This is a genomic window from Mycolicibacterium sp. P4_G11 (genome assembly GCF_056555145.1).
The window spans coordinates 1-16862 of record NZ_JBFUJW010000008.1 but is presented as its reverse complement, the minus strand read 5'-3'; the positions used below and the strand labels follow the sequence as shown (position 1 = coordinate 16862).

Sequence of the window (16862 nt, the reverse complement as noted above, 5' to 3'; positions counted from 1 at the left end):
GAAAAAGGTTCAACATCAAGCCACTAGCCGAACGCAACCGGTTGGCGGTCGGTGCGACCGGCATCGTGCTGATCGTCGCCATCGTCGCCGCCGCATTCAGCTACGACAAGATCCCGTTCATCAAGGGGACGTCCGACTATCAGGCGTACTTCGCCGATGCCGGCGGCATCAAGACAGGCAGCGACGTGCGGGTGTCGGGCCTCGGGGTCGGGCGCGTCTCGGGAATCCATCTGGAGGGCGCCAAGGTTCTGGTCGATTTCACGGTGCGTGACGGCGTCGAACTCGGCGACCGCACCGAGGCCGCGATCAAGACCGAAACAGTGCTCGGTACCAAGGTGCTGGAGCTGACACCGCGGGGCGACCGAAACCTGGCCGGTCCCATCCCGATTGAACGCACCACGTCGCCGTACGATCTGCCCGCTGCGCTGGGTGACCTGACGACCACGATCAGTGGCCTGGACACCACCCAGCTGTCGTCGGCGCTCAAGACGCTGGCGCAGACCTTCCAGAACACCCCGCCCGATCTGAAACTGGCGTTGGAGGGCGTGGCGCGCTTCTCCGATACCCTTGGCACCCGCGATGCGAAGCTGCGCCAGCTACTCGCCGATGCAGAGAAGGTGACAGGAGTGCTGGCGAAGCGCAGCGACCAGATCGCACGACTGGTGGTGAACACGGACGCGCTGCTGAGCGAGATTCTCTCGCAACGCAACTCGGTCGAGACGCTGATGGTCAATGTCAGCGCGGCCACCCAGCAGCTGTCCGGCCTGGTCAAAGACAATCGGACGCAACTCAAACCCGCCGTCGACAAGCTCAACGGCGTACTGGGCATCCTCGACAACCGCAAGAAGGAACTGCAACGCACGCTGTACCTGCTGCGCCGGTACGCAATGTCGTTCGGCGAAGTGCTGGGTGCGGGACCGTTCTTCAAAGCGTCACTGGTCAACCTGTTCCCGGGACAATTCGATCAGCCGTTCGTCGACGCGGCGTTCTCCGATCTGGGGCTGGACCCGAATGTACTGCTGCCGTCGCAGCTGACCGAGCCCGGCGCCGGCCAGCCCGGTATCCCGCCCCTGCCGACGCCCTACCCACGCACCGGTCAAGGTGGACCGCCGAATCTGTTTCTGCCCGATGCGATCACCGGCAATCCGGGAGATCCGCGCTACCCGTATCGCGAGCCGTTGCCCGCACCCGCGCCGGGTGGTCCGCCGCCCGGACCGCCGGCGCTGGCCCCGGCTCCCGGTGAGGTGCCCGCACCGACCGTCCCGCCGCCCACCCCGCTGCCGCCGCCGAACCACTCGCCCAGCGGTTCACCGGGCGTGGTTTCGGATCCGGTTTCCCCAGTGGGAGGGCGGTGACGATGGCTGTCGACCTCGGTACGAAAGATTCTCGCGGACGCGGGATTTGGCGGATCGCCATCGCGGTGAGTCTCGCTGTCACGCTGACCGTCGCGGTCACCGGACTGGCCCGATCCTGGTGGGTCACCGCCACGACGAGCACCTACGTCGCGTACTTCGCGAACACCAACGGCCTGTACACCGGCGACGACATCCGGATTCTGGGCGTCACCGTCGGCACGGTCGAAAAGATCGAACCGCAGCCGCGTGCCGCCAAGGTCACTTTCTCGGTGGACTCGCAATACGCACTGCCCGCCGACGTCCGCGCCGCGATCTTGTCGCCGTCACTGGTCAGCGCGCGGGCGATCCAGTTGGTGCCCGCCTACACCAGCGGCCCGAAGCTCGCCGCGGGGTCCACCATCGCATTGGATCGCACCGTGGTGCCGGTGGAGTGGGACGACTTCCGCCAGCAACTCGAGAAGCTGACGGATTCGCTGCAACCGACCAGCCCCGGCGGTCCCAGTGCGGTAGGCGAATTCATCAACAGCGCCGCGGACAACCTGCGTGGCCAGGGAGACACCGCACGCGACACCGTGATCAAGCTGTCCCGCGCGATGTCGGCGCTCGGCGACCACAGCACCGACATCTTCAGTACCGTCCGCAATCTGCAGATGCTGGTGTCCGCACTGTCGTCGAGCAGCGACCTGCTCGCGGACTTCAACACCAACATGGCCGCCATCACCACCGCGTTGTCGAGTACGCCGAACAACATCGCCGACGCGACACGCAATCTGGACACCGCGGTCAAGGATCTGCGCGGGTTCATCGCGGAGAACCGGGAAGGGTTGGGGACCACCTTCGACCACCTCAACGCGATCACCACGGCGCTCAACGACAGCCGCACGGACCTCAAACAGGTCCTGCACATCGCGCCGACGGTGTTCCAGAACTTCACCAACATCTACGACCCCGCGCAGAGCGCCATCACCGGCATCCTGGCGCCGGTCAACTTTGCCGACACCGTGCAATTCCTGTGCGGCGCAATCCAGTCCGCGGCGCGGGAGAACTTCGCTCAGTCGGCCAAGCTGTGCGTGCAGTATCTGGCGCCGATCATCAAGAACCGGCAGTACAACTTTGTGCCGATCGGCGGGAACCCGTTCGTCGGTGCAACTGCCCGGCCCAACGAAGTCACCTACAGCGAGCCGCGGCTGCGACCAGGCGGGGCTCCGCCGCAAGAGGCCCCGACGCCGGCTCCGCTGCCGGCAGAGGTGCCCGCGGCCGCGCCGACCGACCCGAGCCAGGGACTGGCCGGCCTCATGGTGCCGCCGCAAGGGACACAGCCATGAAGCGACTCGTGACCGTGACGCTCATCGTCGTCAGCGTGCTGGTGCTGCCGGGATGCCAATGGCGGGGCCTGAATTCGCTGACGCTGCCCGGCACTGTCGGCGACGGACCGGGCTCGTATGTGATCCAAGCGCAGTTGCCCGACGTCGTGGTGATCCAGCAGAACACCCGGGTGCGTGTCGGCGACGTCAACGTCGGCAACGTCACCAAGATCGAGGTGCAGGACTGGCACGCGCTGGTCACCATGAGGATCGACGGAGATGTCCACCTGCCCGCCAACAGCACCGCCAAGGTCGGGCAGACCAGCCTGCTCGGCTCGATGCACATCGAGCTCAGCCCGCCCACCAACGAGCCGCCGCAGGGACAGCTCACGGGCGGCGCGGTGATCCCGTTGTCCAGGGCCGCAACGTATCCCACCACAGAGCAGGCCCTCGCGTCGGCGTCGATCCTGCTCAACGGTGGCGGGTTGGCTCAACTCCAGGAGATCAACCAGACCTTCGCGAAAGCGCTGGCCGGGCGCGAGAACGACATGCGCAGCCTGCTGACCCAGCTCGACACGTTCATTGCCCGGCTCAACGCCCAGACCGACGACATCATTTCTGCCACAGAGAATCTGAACTCCCTGGTCGGCCAAGTCGCGGCGAACCAGCACACCGTCGACAAGGCGCTGACCACGATCCCGCAGGCATTGGCCGTGCTGGCCGAGCAGCGCGCGAACCTGGCCAACGCGATCGACGCCGTCGGGCGGTTCGGCGCCGTTGCCTCGTCGACCGTGACGCAGACCAAGGAAAGCCTGGTCGCGAATCTGCGGAACATGGTGCCCGTGCTGCGGTCGCTGGCCGATTCAGGGCCCGCGCTGACCAAGGGACTGGACTTCCTGTCGACCTACCCGTGGGTGAAAAGCAATCTGGGCAACTGGTTCCGGGGCGACTTCGCCAACATCACGATGGTCATCGACCTGACTTTGAGCAGGCTCGACAGCAGCCTGTTCACCGGAACCCGGTGGGAAGGCAACCTCACCGAACTGGAGATGCAGTGGGGCCGCACCATCGGTCAGATGCCCAGCCCGTACACCGCGGGCAACCCACTGATCGCTCCCTACCACTTCGGGGGGTACTGACATGCTGCGTCTGCGCTTGTCCCGCACCGTCTGGACCCAGCTGGCGATCCTCGGTGCCGTCACCGTAATTGCGTGCAGCGTCATGGCATTCGGGTTCGTGCACGTGCCGACGTTGCTCGGGTACGGCCGCTACACCGTGACCGTCGAACTGCCCGAATCGGGTGGCCTGTATCCGACATCGGTGGTCACCTACCGCGGCACCGAGATCGGCCGGGTCAGCGCGGTCGATGTCACCGCGGGTGGCGTCCGCGCCGAGCTGAACCTCGACTCGTCGATCAAGGTGCCTGCGGACGTGTCGGCCGCGGTCCACAGCCGCTCGGCCGTCGGCGAGCAGTTCGTCGAATTGATCCCTGCGGCAGGCCAATCCGGCAGTGGATCGGAACTACGTAGCGGCGCGACCATCCCGGTCGCGAAGGTACGAATTCCGCCCGATATCGGCAACCTGCTCGATGCCACCAACCGGGCGTTGGAAGCCATCCCGCAGGACAACCTGCGCACTGTCGTCGACGAAGCCGACAAGGCGGTCAGCGGGCTCGGGCCCGAGTTGTCGCGCATCGTCAACGGCTCGACGGCGCTGGCCATCGAGGCCGGCAAGAACGTCGGCCCGATCACGCAGCTGATCGACCAAAGCCCCGCGGTGCTGAACTCCCAAGTGCAGACCGCGGATTCGATCGCGACCTGGGCGCAACGGCTGGCCTCGATCACGGGCCAGTTCAAAGCGCAGAACGTCGCATTCGCCGAACTGCTGAAGCTGGGGCAACCGACCCTGGACGAGGGCCGGGCCCTGTTCGACAGGTTCGCCCCCGCGCTACCGCTGTTGCTGGCCAACATGGTGAGCCTGGGTGACATCGCGATCACCTATCGGCACGACATCGAGCAACTGCTGGTGTTGTTCCCGCAGGGCACCGCGCTGATGTCGGCGATCGCCGTCGCCGACTCGGACCTCAAGACGCCCTACCGAGGCATCTATCTGGACTTCAAACTGAACATGAACCTGCCGCCACCGTGCAACACCGGGTTCCTGCCGATCAAACAGCAGCGGATACCCAGCGAGGTGGACTACCCGGAGCGGCCGGCCGGTGAGCTGTACTGCCGGGTGCCGCAGGATTCCGATCTGAATGTTCGCGGCGTGCGGAACATTCCGTGCGAGAACAACCCCGCCAAGCGGTCACCGACCGTTGAACTCTGCGAGAGCAACGAGCCGTACGTGCCCCTCAACGACGGTTACGTCTGGAAGGGCGACCCCAACGCCACCCTCACGGGTCAGGGGGTTCCGCAGTACGCGCCGGGCACCGATCCACGGCAGCGCCCCGGCGCTCCGCCCGGACCGGCACCACCGGTGGCCTTCGTGCCCTATGACCCCGCGACCGGCGGGTACGTGGGTCCGGACGGCAAGCCGTACACCGACTCAGACCTGGCCGCCACCACGAAAGGCAAGACATGGCAGAGCATGCTGACGCCGAACAACTAGACGCAATTGCCGATCTCAGCGACACAGTCGACGAGACGGACGTAGCGGCCAAACCGTCCTTGCGGCAACGGTTGCCGCGCATCGCGCCGGTGGTTGCCGTGGCGCTGGTGCTGGTGGTCGCCGTCGGTGCCCTGGCGGGCTGGCTGGGTTTGCGCGCTCACCAGGCGCAGGAGGGGCAAGCGCTGAAGAACTTGTACGTGCAGACCGCGCGCCAGGCAGCGCTGAACCTGACCACGATCAGCTACACCGAGGCGGACACCGACATCCGGCGAATTCTCGATGCATCCACCGGTGCGTTCCGGGAGGACTTTCAGCGTCGGTCGGAGCCGTTCGTCGCCGTGGTGAAACAGGCCCGATCGAAATCCGAGGGCACTGTCACCGAGGCCGGCCTGGAGTCGGTGACCGGTGATGGCGCACAGGTACTTCTCGCGGTGTCGGTGCGGACATCGTTGGCCGAGGCGCCGGCCGGCCCACCGCGAAACTGGCGCATGCGGATCAGTGTCGCGAAAGACGGTGCCGGCGCGAGGATCTCCAACGTCCAGTTCGTGTCGTGAGACACCGGACGATCAGGGCAACATGAAGGACAGATCATGACAGTGGACATCGAAGAACGCCCCGTATCGGTCGAGGCGGCCGAAATTGTCGAGGCCGAACCTGCGGTAGTGCAGAGTGATTCGGGGAGACCGTGGGCGCGGTGGGTTGGGGTTGCGCTGGCGGCCGTGGCAATGCTCCTCGCCGTCGCCGCGGGATACCTGAAATGGCAAGATGATTCGGTGCGGCTGGCGCAGACCGCGGCCACCGAGTCGGTGCGGGCCGCCAGCGAGGGCACCATTGCCATGCTGTCCTACCGCCCGGACACCGTCGACACCGAACTCAAGGCCGCTGCTGACCGTCTGACGGGAGGTTTCCGCGGCGAGTACACAAAGCTGGTCGACACCGTCGTGGCCCCTGGGTCCAAGCAGAAGCGCATCTCGGCGGTAGCGACGGTGCCTGACGCCGCTTCGGTTTCGGCCACCGAAAATCATGCGGTGGCACTGGTTTTCGTGAACCAGACCACCACCATCGGCAATGATGCTCCCACCGGTTCGACGTCGACCGTGCGGGTGACTCTCGACAAGGTGCACGATCGATGGCTGATTTCGCAGTTCGACCCGGTGTGATCCCCGGGATTCTGGTCGTGGTCGCCGCCGGATTCGGGTGGACGGCGCCGTCGGCCCTTGCCGATCCGGTGACGTACGTGAACAGCGTCAATGCGCGGCCCGGGTTTGCATTCCCGAGCGGTGATGCCGCCATCGCCTACGGGCGCGGCGTGTGCGACAAGATCTCCGCGGGCCGTAGCTATGCGCAGATCATCGGTGACATCAAGGTCGACGTCACGGGCGGCGACGAAGGCCAAGCCAATTACCTTGTCGGACAGGTTGCCAACGAACTGTGCCCCGAACTGATCGGGCCGCTGCGCGATTCCGCGGCCAACTACCGGCCGAGGGCACAGTGAGCACCCGGTTGGCCGGGGTGATCCTGGCGGTCTTCGCGTTCGGCGCCGCGCTGCCTGCGGTGGCCCACGCCGACAACGCGCGCCTCAACAACAGCGTGGTTGCCAACGTCTACACCATTCAGCACCAGGCTGGGTGCACGAACGATGTCGCGGTCAGCCCGCAGCTGCGGCTCGCGGCGGAGTGGCACGCCAACGACGTGCTGAACAACCGCGACCTGGACGGTGACCTCGGCTCAGACGGGTCGACCCCGCAGACGCGGGCCCAGGCTGCCGGCTTCCGGGGCAAGGTGTTTCAGACGGTGGCGATCAACCGGTCGATCGCCATCAACAACCTGGACGTGCTCAACCAGTGGTACTACGACCCGCCGACCTACGCGATCATGGCCAACTGCGCCAACACGGTCATGGGTGTGTGGTCGGAGAACAGTTTCGACCGCTCGGTGGTCGTTGCCGTCTACGGTCAGCCGGGGGCGTAGAGACTCACCGTCTGGGTCTTGCCCTTGAGCGGGACGGCCGCGCCAAGAGGCGCAGCAGTACCAGGCGGCCTGGCGGGTCGTAGGTGGTCAAGGCGCCCTCCGGCTCAGGAGTGTGTGCCCATCTTCCCGTGGCGGCCCGCGGTTTGTCCCCGATCTAGACCAGGTCGCGCAGCTCCTCGATGAGCTTGACGCGGTCGGCGGTCGTCGCGCCCATCGGCACCACGTTGAGCACCGTCACGCCGGACTCCCGGAACGCGGCCACGCGTTCCTTCACGAATTCGCGGCTGCCGATCAGCGAGATGTCCCGAACCAGTTCGTCGGGAACGACTTTCGCCGCGCCGTCCTTGTCGCCGGCCAGGTACAGCTCCTGGATGCGGTCGGCTTCGGCGCCGTAGCCGTACTTGGTCGCCACGTTGTGATAGAAGTTCTTGCCCTTGGCGCCCATGCCGCCGATATACAGCGCGATGTGGGGCTTGATGAACTCGCGCATTCCCTCGACATTGTCGCCGATGGCGAGTGCCGGTCCGGCGTAGATGTCCATGGGCGGCAGCGTCGCGTCGCGCTTGGCGTACCCGGCCTCGAGTGCGTCGCCCCAGACGTCCTTGGCGCGTTCCGGCAGGTAGAAGATCGGCTGCCAGCCTTCGGCGATCTCCGCGGCCAACTCGACGTTCTTCGGGCCGAGGGCTGCCAGCAGCACCGGAATGCGCTCGCGCACAGGATGATTGATCAGCTTGAGCGACTTGCCGAGCCCGGTGCCCTGGCCCTCGGGCAGCGGGATGGTGTAGTGCTTACCCTGGTAGGTGAGTCGCTCACGGCGCCACACCTGCCGGCAGATTTCGACGACCTCGCGCGTACGCCCGATCGGGTTGTCATAGGGCACGCCGTGGAAGCCCTCGATCACCTGCGGGCCCGACGCGCCGAGGCCCAGGATGTACCGGCCTTCGGACACGTAGTCGAGGCCGGCGGCGGTCATGGCCGTCAGGGTCGGCGTGCGCGTGTAGAGCTGCAGGATGCCTGAGGCCAGTTGCACCCGCTCGGTGGCGGCGGCCAGATAGCCGAGTGCGCTGACGGCGTCGAAGGAGTACGCCTCCGGGACGAAAACAACGTCCAAGCCGGCCTTTTCGAGGTCGGCGACCTCGGCCACGACCTCCTTGAAGCCGCCGGCGTAGTTGATGCCCAGACCGATCTTCATGTCACTGCTCCTTCGCGGCGAGGGCGGCGATCTCTTCGGCTGCCTCGGCCTGGATCTGGGGGAACTGGGCGCCCATCGCCTCCGACAGGGCCTGGGCGCCGGACAGCGGCCGGACCATCACCATGAAGTCGTCGATCAGGCCCTCGTTGTTCACGTGGATGAAGTCGCATCCGGTGATCTTCTTGCCGCCCACGGTGGCCTCGAAAACCAGTGCGTGGCTGCTGGTTTCGGGGTCGTTGATCTCACGGACGTAGCGGAAGTCCTCGAAAACCCGCATCACACCGCGCAGGATCGCTGCGGTGATGGGCTTACCGGGATAGGGCTTGAACGCAACGGGGCTGGTGAACACCACGTCGTCGGCCAGACAGGCCACCATGGCGGCGGGGTCGTGGGTCTCCACGGCCTTGCGGAATGCCTGCATCGCATACCTCGCATAGTCAATTTGTTGATTAGGTATCGGTGACGCTAGCGGGACAAGCTCAGCATGTCTATATGTGACTAATCACTTTGTTGACTATTAGACTCACGGGCATGGCTCTGCGCGACGCCGTATTGGCGGCCCTGCTCGACAGTGAGGCCTCGGGATACGACCTGGCCAAGGGCTTCGACGCGTCCGTTGCCAACTTCTGGATGGCCACCCCTCAGCAGCTGTACCGGGAGCTCGACCGCCTCGCAGCCGACGGGCTGATCGAGGCTCGCGTCGTGGAACAGGAGCGGCGGCCCAACAAGCGGATGTTCACGCTGACCGATGCCGGCCGGGCCGCGGTATATGAGTTCACCGAAGCGACACCGAAGCCGCTGGCCATGCGCGATGACTTGCTGGTCCAGGTGTCAACCGTCGACAGCGGCAACGATGTAGCGGTGTGCGCGGGTCTGCGGGATCGAATCCAGTGGACCACAAAGCAACTCGAACTCTACGAGCGAATCCGCGCGCGGATACTGGGTGGCCGTAGCGAAGCGGTGTTCTTGACCGAGGCGGATCGGGTAGGGCCCTACCTGACCCTGATGCGCGGCATCTCGTTCGAGCAGGAGAACCTGCGGTGGGCGCAAACGGCGCTGGCGGTCATCGAGCGGCGGCAGCCGCGGCGTTAACATCGGGTATGCCCGTCTGGGAGCCGGGTCCGGCGCAGATGATGGTCGTCGGCACCTTCGGCGACCTGGACCTTCACCACCATCCGATCGGTGGTCAGTTGCCTGATGATGCACCTGAGTAGGTTGGTCTGAAGTCGGCGGGGGAGGAACATATGCGGGGTCTGGTCAACTGCGGAGCGGCACTCGTGGTGGCAGTGCTGGCTGCGGGCTGCGGCGGCGGGTCTACGCAGTCCAGCCCAGCCACCTCGTCCGCCAAACCGGCGACCTCGACGGCACCGCCACCGCCGGCGATCGTCGCCCCCGCGCAGCTGAAGCCGGGGGCCTACCCGACCAAGGCGCATGAGCCCTACGGCACCGCGGGTGCCCCGGAGATCGGCGCGAAGGTCGAGGCGCAACAGCTGGCCGGCTACGTGGTAGGGCCGTGGGAGGTCGACAGCACCCTCACCGAGCCTTATCTGTCAACGTATTTCGTGATCGATGCGCCGGGTGCGCTGGCTCAGTTCGGACCCGAGAGCATCGCCTCCGCTGCCGGCCGGCACAACTTCATCGACGGGTTCGCCTCGGCGCGGGAGTCCGCGACCAAGTCCGTGTTGATCAACGGCGTGCTGCGGTTCGCCGGACCGGCGGATGCCACCGCCGCGGCCAGTGAGATGAATGCGGCGGCCTTGCAGCTCAAGATCCGCGGCGCGGAGCCGAAACCTGTTGCACTCCCCGAGCATCCGGATGCGCTGGCGTCGACGTACGACGTCGATTCGCGTGGCGCGAAGGTGACCACCGCCCGGTCGTTCACCGCGCGCGGCCCGTATGTGCTGATCCAACTGGCGCAATCGACAGGTGGTCCGGATCCGGCCATCGCGTTGGCGGCCAAGGCGATAGGGGCCCAGGTCCGTGCGATCGAGCCGTTCAAACCGGCGGCTGAGCTGGCTGCGGTGCGGGTCGACCCGACGGGACTCCTGGCGTTGACATTGCTGACCGATGCGCCCCGCAACTCCCAGAACGCCGTCTACTCCGGTACCGGGGCCTTGCACTTCCAGAGCAACCCGATCACGTCGAGCAAGGTGTTCCAGGACAACGGCGTGACCGGGTTCGCGCGGGGGAAGACCAGTGTGTATCAGGCCAAGGACCCGTCGTCAGCGGTGAACGTGGCGAACGCCTTCGGTAAAGAGGTGTCGGTCGACGGGACCGAGACCGCCGATCCGGTGCCGGCACTGACGCTCAGCCGCTGCATCTTGTTGGCCAACCCGAAGCAGTTCTACTGTGTCGCGCCGGCGGGCAATTACGCCATCGAGGCGCGTGGCGCCGAACTGAAAGACGTGCACGAACAGGTTGCCGCGCAGTACATTCTGTTGACAGCTAAGCCTTAGCGGAGCCGTTCAGCGACAGGCCGGTGGTCGACTGCAAGAGGCAGATGACCGTGCTCGGTAGCGGCGTGTGTCCCGTCCGGTCCATGTTGGAGTCGATCAGGTAGGTCGAGGTGTACCCGCCGTTCTGGCCGGTGTACTGCGTCAGACCCGCCGCGCACCGCTGATCGGCGACACCGGAGACGGCGTCGTTGACCGCGACGCTGGCCCGGAGGAAGACCTCGGCGATATGTGGTGCGGAACAGTCGACCAGGGTCACCTCCACGACGCTCGGGTCGGTGGGCGGGGGCGTGTTCAGGCAGTCGCCGACCTGCAGGTCGACCCACTTGGCCTGCCGCGCATTCGGTTTGATCGGCACGATGGGGACCGGTGAGGGTAACGGGGCCGCGGTCGTGGTCGCGGCGGGCCCAGCGGGCGCTGTGCCCGCAGTGCTCGACGATGGTGTCGCCGACGTATTCGAACCACAGGCCGCGAGCAGCGACATTGCCGCGACCTGCCACACGAGCCGATGTGGGCGAACGGTCATGCTGATCATGTTAGTGCTTCGGGGCGGCAATCATGTTGATATCCAACGTGATTGCCGTGGCGTGAAGGTCACCTGCTCTGGCCGGATCGGATTCCGAATATGTCGGCCAGCACCCCCGACAGCGTCGCGGCCGGATCAGGTGGCAACGTCTCGGCACGCCACGCGACGAACGCATCCGGTCGGATCAGCAGGGCGCCGTCGGTTTGCAAGCCGGTCGCGGCGAGCCACGCCGGCCGATCATTTGCTGTAATTGTCTGCACAGCAACGCCTTCCGGTGCAGCACGATGCCAGCTGCCGGTGTCGTCCGAGGTCAGGAGGGCGCACTCGGGGCCGACGAGATCCAACGTGGAAACGCGGCCGCCTTGCAGCCACACGTGTGGCATCCGGGTGCCCGGCTGTCCGCGCAACTCGGTGACGAGTTCGGGTTGTGCCCCGCTGGGTGGGGTGTCGGCGATGACGGCCGTCGACCGGTACCGATACCCGGCCAACAGCGCGAACATCGGCTGTTCTTCGTCGACGTCGAAGCCCGAGGGGGCATCGAAGTCCAGGGTCGCGAGGATCGGTCCGGTCAGCGACTGCCGGCTGCTGAACACCCCTACCGGATGCCGTTCGTCGTGATAGGTGGCCAGGAGTGCAGGGCCGGCGCGGCCCTGCAGCACAGCGGCCAGTTTCCAGGCCAGATTGTCGGCGCTCTGGATCGCGACGTTGGCACCACCGGCCCGGAACGGCGGCATCGCATGGGCGGAATCGCCGACGAAGAAGGTGCGGCCGCACAAGAATGACGCGGCCACCCTTTGGTGCGGCTGCCACGGTGCGACGTCGATGATCTCGATGTCGATCGGCTCGCCCACTGCCGCCAGGATCAGGTCGCGGCAGCGTTGCTCGGTGAACTGGTCGGCGGACTGACCATGCTGCGGAAAATAGGTGGTGATGAACAGGCAGAGATCACCGTCCGCCGGGACGAAGATGCCGTCCACCCCGGTGTTTTTCACTTGCACGCTGGCACCGTCGCCGAGGTGCGGGACGAACTGGAGCCAGGGGCCGCGGAAGTAGATGAACACCACGTAGATCGGCAGCGTGTCGAGGCCGGTCGTGTGGACGCCGAGGGTGCTTCTGATGCTGCTGTGTACACCGTCGGCGGCGACGAGGTAGTCGGCGCGTATCGCGGTTCTCTGGCCGTACGCGATGTCACGCAGCACAGCGCTGACTCCCGATGCGTCCTGGTCGAGGGACGCCAGCTCGGTGCCGTACCGGACTTCGCCGTCACGATTTCTGATGTGGCGCAGAAGGATTGGCTCCAGCCGACTCTGTGGACAGTATTGGATCACCGGTTCGGGGCTGAGGTGGTCCAGCCCGGCGAAGATGGCGCCGATGTCGAGGGCGGGCAGTTCTTCCGAACTGTTCAGGGCCGGCTTGATCACCATGTCCGCCGTCTGGGCGCCGACCGCGTGCACCTCGTCGGACAGTCCCAACCCGCGCAAGATTTCCAGCGTGCGGAAACTCAGGTTGCGGGCCTTCGGATAGCGGAAGAGCTCTGGGCGCTTCTCGACGACGAGGGACTCGACACCGTGCTTGGCCAGCAGGGCGGCTGTCGCCAGCCCGGCCGCACCGGCCCCGACGATCAGGACGGGCGTGCGTTGGGTAGTCATCGGGGCCTCCCGAATTTGAATGGAACTAATTAGTTCCGTTCAACGGTGACACGGTTTCCGGCCAGGCGCAAGCCCTGACGGTCAGGAAGGCGACGCGGTGGCCAGCGGCAGCACCACGTCGTCCAGCACCCGCCGGACGTAGATGCGGTCGATGGGGCGTCCGGAGATCATCCGCAGGATGTTGAGCCCGAGGACTGCGTCGGGCAGCAGCGTCAGATCGCGCGCGGTGGAGATCTCACCGCGGGCGACTGCCCGATCGAGGATCGAGCGCAGCACTTGGCGCGGCACGCTCAGCACCAGATCGTCGAGGGCTGCCGACAGTACGGGGTCGCGCATCGCGGCCGTCGCGACCCCGACCACCACGCGAATCGTGTCAATGTCCTTGGCGTCGTAGTCGGGAACAGCATCCACCAAGGCGTCCAGGTCGCCGCGCAACGAGCCGGTGTCGGGGGCGGGTGGCGTCCCGAGCGAGCGCCGCCAGTGCGCGATGGCCTGTGCCACGACCTCGCCTTTCGACGACCAGCGCCGGTAGATCGCCGCCTTGCCGACCCCGGCGCGCGCCGCCAGGTCATCCATCGTCATCCGGTCGTAGCCCAGCTCGGTGACTGCCGCCAGGGTCGCGTCGAGGATCGTGGCCTCCAGCGTCGGATCCCAGCGACCGGCCGCACGCTTGGGAGCTCGACTGGTCGGCATGGGGCCCTCCTCGTTTTCAGCGGAACAAGACAGTTCCGCAACTGTAGAGCGACTCCCCGCCGATGTCCGCGATCTCGCCCAGCCTCTCTGCGTCGAACGACTGTGGCGATCGGCCGATACCATCGCAGTACCCGCGAATCCAGGAGGCCGGCATGCCCGAATACACCGTCGGTGACTACCTGCTGGACCGGCTCGCTGAACTCGGCGCCACCGAGATATTCGGGGTCCCAGGTGATTTCAATCTGGAGCTGCTCGACCATGTGATCGCGCATCCGGATATCCGGTGGGTCGGCAGTGCCAACGAACTCAACGCCGGATACGCCGCGGACGGCTATGGGAGGCTGCGGGGGATGGCGGCGCTGATCACCACGTTCGGTGTCGGGGAGCTGTCCGCCGCCAACGCGATCGCGGGCAGCTACGCCGAGCACGTGCCGGTGGTCCACATCGTCGGCACCCCATCCATCGACGTCCAGGGCTCCCGCCGGGTGATCCACCACTCGCTCGGTGACGGCGACTTCGACCACTTCCTCCGTATCGCCCGTGAAATCACCTGCGCACAAGCCAAACTCGTGCCGGCCACCGCCACTCGGGAAATCGACCGGGTGCTGTCCGAGGTGCACGAGCGCAAGCTGCCGGGCTACCTGATGCTGGCCACCGACGTTGCCCGGTTCCCCGTGGAACCTCCGACGGGACCCCTGCCGCGGTACACCAGTGGCACCAGCCCGCGGGCGCTGTCGCTGTTCACCGCGGCCGCCGCCCGCCTCATCGGCGAGCATCAGCTGACGGTGCTGGCGGACCTCCTCGTGCATCGACTGGAAGCCGTCCCGCAGCTGGAGGCACTGCTGGCGGCCGACGTCGTCCCGCACGCCACGCTGATGTGGGGCAAGAGCCTGGTCGACGAGTCGGCGCCCGAATTCCTCGGCATCTATGCGGGCACCTCCAGTCAGGAGTCGGTCCGTCGGGCCATCGAAGAGGCCCCGGTGCTGGTCACCGCCGGGGTGCAGTTCACCGACATGGTGAGCGCATCGTTCACGCAGCAGATCGACCCCGCGCGGACCATCGACATCGGCCCCAATCAGAGCGTCGTGGCGGGTGAAGTCTTTGCGCCATTGGACATGTCAGCGGCGCTCGACACGATCACCGGCATCCTGAAGGGCCGGCCCACTCGGTCGCCGGCGGTGCCCCAACCCGTGCCTGATACGTCTGACGCGATGCTGACACCGGATCAGCCGCTCACGCAGAAAGCTCTGTGGGACAAGGTTTGTGGCGCCCTCACCCCGGGCAATGTGGTCTTGGCCGAGCAGGGCACGTCGTACTACGGCATGGCCCGACACCGACTGCCCAGCGGCGTGGCGTTCATCGGTCAGCCGCTGTGGGCGTCCATCGGCTACACGCTGCCGGCCGCACTCGGCGCGGGTCTGGCCGAACGGAGCCGTCGTCCGGTGTTGCTGATCGGGGACGGTGCCGCACAGTTGACGATCCAGGAACTCGGCCAGTTCGGGCGCGAAGGCGTGCCCGCGGTGGTGATCCTGGTGAACAACGACGGCTACACCGTCGAGCGCGCGATCCACGGTCCCACCGCGCCGTACAACGACATCGTCAGCTGGCGGTGGCGCGACATTCCGGCAGCGCTCGGCATCCGAAACCCGTTGTCCCACCGGGCCACCACCTGCGGAGAATTGGACGCCGCCTTGGCCGACGCGGCAGCACACCCGAACGATCTGGTCTTCATCGAAGCCGTGGTGACCGCTCTGGACGTGCCGCCGCTACTGGAGGAACTCGCCGAGGCAATCGCCAAGGCGAACGAGGCTACTTAGCTCCCAGATAGGCGTCGGCCCAGGCGCCGATGATCCGTCCCGCTCGCTTGGCCTGACCAGGTCCGGTGAGCAAGTGTTCGGTGCCCTCCAGCGAGACGAAGCTGCGTGGGTGCCGGGCAGTCCGGAAAATCTCACTGGCGTTCTCGATGCCCACGGTGTTGTCGGTCGGCGAGTGCAGGATCAGCAGCGGCAGGTGCAGCTCCTTGATCTTGCTGTGCAGCTTGGCCGCGCGGACATCCTCCACGAAGTCGCGCTTGAGGGTCAGTTCACGCCCGCCGACCATCCACTGTGCGCTGCCGTTCGCGAGCACGCAGTCGAGGATGTCGTCGTACTGCTTCTCGACATGAGACGGGTCGATGGGCGCACCGACGGTCACGACCGCGCGGACGCCGGGAGCCTGCCGCGCCGCGGACAGGACCGACGCCCCGCCGAACGAGTGCCCGACCAACAACGCCGAAGGCGTGCCGCGCTCGGTCATGAACTTGCACGCCTCGATGACGTCGTTGGTCTTATGGGTGAAGGACCCGTCGCCCCAGTGGCCTTCCGAGTCGCCCAGCCCGATGGCGTCGAAGCGAAGCATCCCGATGCCGTCGGATGCCAGCTGCTTGCAGATGCGTGCCGCGGCGGGGGAGTCCTTGCCGAGCGTGAAGCCGTGGGAGAAGACGCCCCAACCGCGCGGGGTGCCTTCAGGTAGGTCGATGATCCCGGCCAGCATAGGGCCGGTGGAACTCTGGAACTTGACGCGTTCAGCCACGGGACGGGTTTATCACGTGTGGCAAGCCGGACGTGGCCGATTCTTTGCTGGAGGCCATCGGTAGGGTGGAGGTTTCACGGGAAACACGGCCTGCGGGTCGTAGCGGTCAGTGACGCCTGCGCCCCGTATGCAGTCCTGAGATCCGGAGCAGAGTCGTGACCCTGAACACCATCGCCTTCGAACTGGTCCCGCCCAATATTGAGCGCGGTCCCCAGTTTGCGGTCGACGAGGCGCACAAGGTGCTGCTCAATGCGGCCGCGGTGGGTATCGAGGGCCGTATTCGGCACGTGATGATCCCGGGGATGATCGAGGAAGACGGCGATCGGCCCATCGAGATGAAGCCGAAGATGGACGTCCTGGACTTCTGGCAGTTGATGAAGCCTGAGCTGCCGGGGATGCGTGGGTTGTGCACGCAGGTGACGTCGTTTTTGGATGAGGATGCGCTCGGCAAGCGGCTGAGTGTGCTGCAGGATGCGGACTTCGATGGCATCGCGTTCGTGGGTGTGCCGCGCACGATGAGCGACGGCGACGGTACGGG

At 66.2% G+C, this 16862-nt stretch carries 18 protein-coding genes; 12 read left to right on the top strand and 6 right to left on the bottom strand.

The window, feature by feature from the left end; genetic code table 11:
- Positions 1–14: 14 nt before the first annotated feature.
- Genes AC1U2B_RS18555 through AC1U2B_RS18520 form a run of 8 tightly spaced genes read left to right on the top strand, consistent with a single transcriptional unit; the run spans position 15 to position 7240 of the window.
- On the top strand, positions 15–1355 hold the full coding sequence (locus tag AC1U2B_RS18555) for an MCE family protein (RefSeq protein WP_480218102.1): 1341 nt from the start codon (positions 15–17) through the stop codon (positions 1353–1355).
- A gap of 2 nt (positions 1356–1357) precedes the next feature.
- A complete protein-coding gene (locus tag AC1U2B_RS18550; protein WP_480218101.1) occupies positions 1358–2680 on the top strand; it encodes an MCE family protein in 1323 nt (440 codons plus the stop codon).
- On the top strand, positions 2677–3798 hold the full coding sequence (locus AC1U2B_RS18545; RefSeq protein ID WP_480217925.1) for a virulence factor Mce family protein: 1122 nt from the start codon (positions 2677–2679) through the stop codon (positions 3796–3798). The genes AC1U2B_RS18550 and AC1U2B_RS18545 overlap by 4 nt, the downstream gene beginning before the upstream one ends.
- A gap of 1 nt (position 3799) precedes the next feature.
- Positions 3800–5269, top strand: a complete 1470-nt coding sequence (locus AC1U2B_RS18540; RefSeq protein ID WP_480217924.1) for an MCE family protein — start codon at positions 3800–3802, stop codon at positions 5267–5269.
- Positions 5239–5823: an Rv1363c family protein gene (locus AC1U2B_RS18535; RefSeq protein ID WP_480217923.1), complete on the top strand. Its 585-nt coding sequence runs from the start codon at positions 5239–5241 to the stop codon at positions 5821–5823. The genes AC1U2B_RS18540 and AC1U2B_RS18535 overlap by 31 nt, the downstream gene beginning before the upstream one ends.
- Positions 5824–5859: 36 nt before the next feature.
- Positions 5860–6429, top strand: a complete 570-nt coding sequence (locus AC1U2B_RS18530; protein ID WP_480217922.1) for an Rv1363c family protein — start codon at positions 5860–5862, stop codon at positions 6427–6429.
- Complete coding sequence (locus tag AC1U2B_RS18525) at positions 6399–6764, top strand: DUF732 domain-containing protein (RefSeq protein WP_480217921.1); 366 nt, start codon at positions 6399–6401, stop codon at positions 6762–6764. The genes AC1U2B_RS18530 and AC1U2B_RS18525 overlap by 31 nt, the downstream gene beginning before the upstream one ends.
- Complete coding sequence (locus tag AC1U2B_RS18520; protein WP_480217920.1) at positions 6761–7240, top strand: CAP domain-containing protein; 480 nt, start codon at positions 6761–6763, stop codon at positions 7238–7240. Before AC1U2B_RS18525 ends, AC1U2B_RS18520 begins: the two co-directional genes overlap by 4 nt.
- A 154-nt stretch (positions 7241–7394) precedes the next feature.
- On the opposite strand, the gene AC1U2B_RS18515 is transcribed toward AC1U2B_RS18520, so the two are convergent.
- Positions 7395–8432 carry an LLM class F420-dependent oxidoreductase gene (locus AC1U2B_RS18515; RefSeq protein WP_480217919.1) on the bottom strand — a complete coding sequence of 346 codons (1038 nt, stop codon included), beginning with the start codon at positions 8430–8432 and terminating at the stop codon, positions 7395–7397.
- A 1-nt stretch (position 8433) separates the two neighbouring features.
- Positions 8434–8853, bottom strand: a complete 420-nt coding sequence (locus tag AC1U2B_RS18510; RefSeq protein ID WP_480217918.1) for a nuclear transport factor 2 family protein — start codon at positions 8851–8853, stop codon at positions 8434–8436.
- A gap of 110 nt (positions 8854–8963) precedes the next feature.
- On the opposite strand from AC1U2B_RS18510, the gene AC1U2B_RS18505 reads away from it, so the two are divergent.
- The gene (locus AC1U2B_RS18505) at positions 8964–9524 is read left to right on the top strand and encodes a PadR family transcriptional regulator (protein WP_480217917.1); all 561 of its coding nucleotides are present in this window, start codon (positions 8964–8966) and stop codon (positions 9522–9524) included.
- A gap of 152 nt (positions 9525–9676) precedes the next feature.
- Positions 9677–10888, top strand: a complete 1212-nt coding sequence (locus AC1U2B_RS18500) for a DUF7373 family lipoprotein (protein ID WP_480217916.1) — start codon at positions 9677–9679, stop codon at positions 10886–10888.
- On the opposite strand, the gene AC1U2B_RS18495 is transcribed toward AC1U2B_RS18500, so the two are convergent.
- The 3 genes from AC1U2B_RS18495 to AC1U2B_RS18485 all read right to left on the bottom strand — a co-directional run bounded on the left by AC1U2B_RS18495 (position 10878) and on the right by AC1U2B_RS18485 (position 13753).
- The gene (locus AC1U2B_RS18495; protein ID WP_480217915.1) at positions 10878–11411 is read right to left on the bottom strand and encodes a hypothetical protein; all 534 of its coding nucleotides are present in this window, start codon (positions 11409–11411) and stop codon (positions 10878–10880) included. The genes AC1U2B_RS18500 and AC1U2B_RS18495 overlap by 11 nt on opposite strands.
- Before the next feature lie 68 nt (positions 11412–11479).
- Positions 11480–13060, bottom strand: coding sequence for an FAD-dependent monooxygenase (locus tag AC1U2B_RS18490; RefSeq protein ID WP_480217914.1), 1581 nt, complete (start codon positions 13058–13060; stop codon positions 11480–11482).
- 81 nt (positions 13061–13141) lie between these two features.
- Entirely contained in the window at positions 13142–13753 is a 612-nt protein-coding gene (locus tag AC1U2B_RS18485) for a TetR/AcrR family transcriptional regulator (RefSeq protein WP_043391809.1), read from the bottom strand.
- Positions 13754–13905: 152 nt separating this feature from the next.
- Between AC1U2B_RS18485 and AC1U2B_RS18480 the strand changes: the two genes are divergently transcribed.
- Positions 13906–15570: an alpha-keto acid decarboxylase family protein gene (locus tag AC1U2B_RS18480; RefSeq protein WP_480217913.1), complete on the top strand. Its 1665-nt coding sequence runs from the start codon at positions 13906–13908 to the stop codon at positions 15568–15570.
- Here AC1U2B_RS18480 and AC1U2B_RS18475 read toward each other — a convergent pair.
- Positions 15563–16324, bottom strand: coding sequence for an alpha/beta hydrolase family protein (locus AC1U2B_RS18475; protein ID WP_043391812.1), 762 nt, complete (start codon positions 16322–16324; stop codon positions 15563–15565). The genes AC1U2B_RS18480 and AC1U2B_RS18475 overlap by 8 nt on opposite strands.
- Positions 16325–16479: 155 nt before the next feature.
- Here AC1U2B_RS18475 and AC1U2B_RS18470 point away from each other — a divergent pair.
- Positions 16480–16862 (top strand): mycobacterial-type methylenetetrahydrofolate reductase (locus AC1U2B_RS18470; RefSeq protein WP_480217912.1); only part of this gene is annotated, 383 nt, incomplete at its 3' end.